Annotated in this window: 1 protein-coding gene; it reads right to left on the bottom strand. The window is 37.1% G+C overall.

Features of this window, described 5'->3' with window-relative positions; all coding sequences use genetic code 11:
• Nucleotides 1-19 precede the first annotated feature (19 nt).
• Complete coding sequence (locus EQY_RS0121095; RefSeq protein ID WP_158000062.1) at nt 20-904, bottom strand: LysR family transcriptional regulator; 885 nt, start codon at nt 902-904, stop codon at nt 20-22.
• Nucleotides 905-1645 lie beyond the last annotated feature (741 nt).

Here is a 1645-nt window from a genome sequence, read left to right as displayed (position 1 = left end):
AATTCACTTGTGGAAATTTTTATTTGATCTCGTTTGAGTATTTTATCTCCCTGAAATAATTTTTGATAATACTAACCAATGATAGAACGAAATGATGTTGCGAGTCTTTTGCATAAGATAACACGGTATTAAATGGTGTAAACTCTCCTGAAATGTTGTGAATTTTTACAGAGTCTCTATACATAGGTGATGTGGCTAAAGTTTTGGGAACCATTGAAATACCTTTGTCTTTAGCCACGCCGGTAAAAAGAACAGAATAGGAACCACACTCTATAATCTTTTTAGGCTTAAATCCAGCGGTAGAAAATAGGATATTAAGATTTCTGGATGATGCACTCCTTTTACTATTTACCAGGAAGACACTATCTTTGAGTTCAGATAGATGTGTTATATCCCTTCTTTCCCGAGAGGATATAATGACCATATCGTCAGAAAATAGATGGACATGATAGTTATTTTCTGCCACTATGCCCGCTCCAGTAATAACAATGTCCAGATCTCTTCTTTGTAGTCTTTCGGCTAATTCTAAAGAATTGCCTAGTGTTATATCAATATCTATTTTTTTATCACTAGCCCTATCAAGAATGGCATGTAAATGTTCAGCCGACAGGCTTGAAATACTGCCTAGCTTAATTTCACGATAAGTATTATCTGTATGTAGTTTACCTTCAAGTTCGTCAATCAGTGACAAAATTTTCTGAGCATAGTCATATAATAATCGTCCTTGTAAAGTAGGGAATACGCCGTCGTTCCGTCGTTCCAGGAGTGAAACTCCAACCTTACTTTCTAGTTGTTTCAGACGTAATGAAATACTGGACTGGGTTCTGTATAAAAATCGTGCAGCTTGAGTGACACTGCCGGTATCAACTGTAGCCATAAAAGCCTTTAATTCAGAAATTTCCACATTTAGTCTCTCAAAATAAATAGATTTCCAGTGCTGCCGGCGGTTTTTCATATGCGTCTATAAGATTCTGTTATCTGCAGTACTCTTACAGATGCATCGCAATCGAATATTTGCCGCTATGGATTACTTATAGTCCGTAAATAGAATCGAGAGTTGTCTCCTTGGTTTATCCTCTTCCTGTTGGTGCTTAATGTATTCCCATTGATTTTGCCCGGCCACCGCCGGACAGCATTTAGTATGCTTCAGTTAATGTTATCCATTGCTGCAAGGTTCAGCTATGTTGCTCTTAAATTTGGCTTTGGTATGAATCCGATATAGCCTTTTTCACAAATTGTTTAGACATGCCATTGATCTGCAGACCGCTAGCTGCTGTTGTGCTGGGGGGCAGATTTAGTTCTCTGGTGATATTTCTTTAATAATCTGTATATCAGATAGAATGAATCGTGATTATCGCATGGGTATTTTATATATTTTAAAAAATGATCTCCTTGAGGGGAGTTGAGGCTCTAAACGCAAAAATTATTCTCATTCTTTGTAGCTTCATTACATCCAGGAACATGATATAAAATTAAATTTTATTTATTAACATGCCGCTGCATCATCGGAGTATGGGCGTCGAAATTTTCTATTACACTCATGGAGTTAGATCCGGTTCCCTGATGTTAAATGTAGTGTGATGGTTTTTATTTTCGTTGTAATCACATAAGGCGCACGGTGATGCTGCCAACTTACTGATTTAGT

The sequence above is a fragment of the Escherichia sp. TW14182 genome, from assembly GCF_000208525.1.
In the GTDB taxonomy this organism is placed as follows: Bacteria; Pseudomonadota; Gammaproteobacteria; order Enterobacterales; family Enterobacteriaceae; genus Escherichia; species Escherichia ruysiae.
This window is presented reverse-complemented; position numbering and strand designations above follow the sequence as displayed.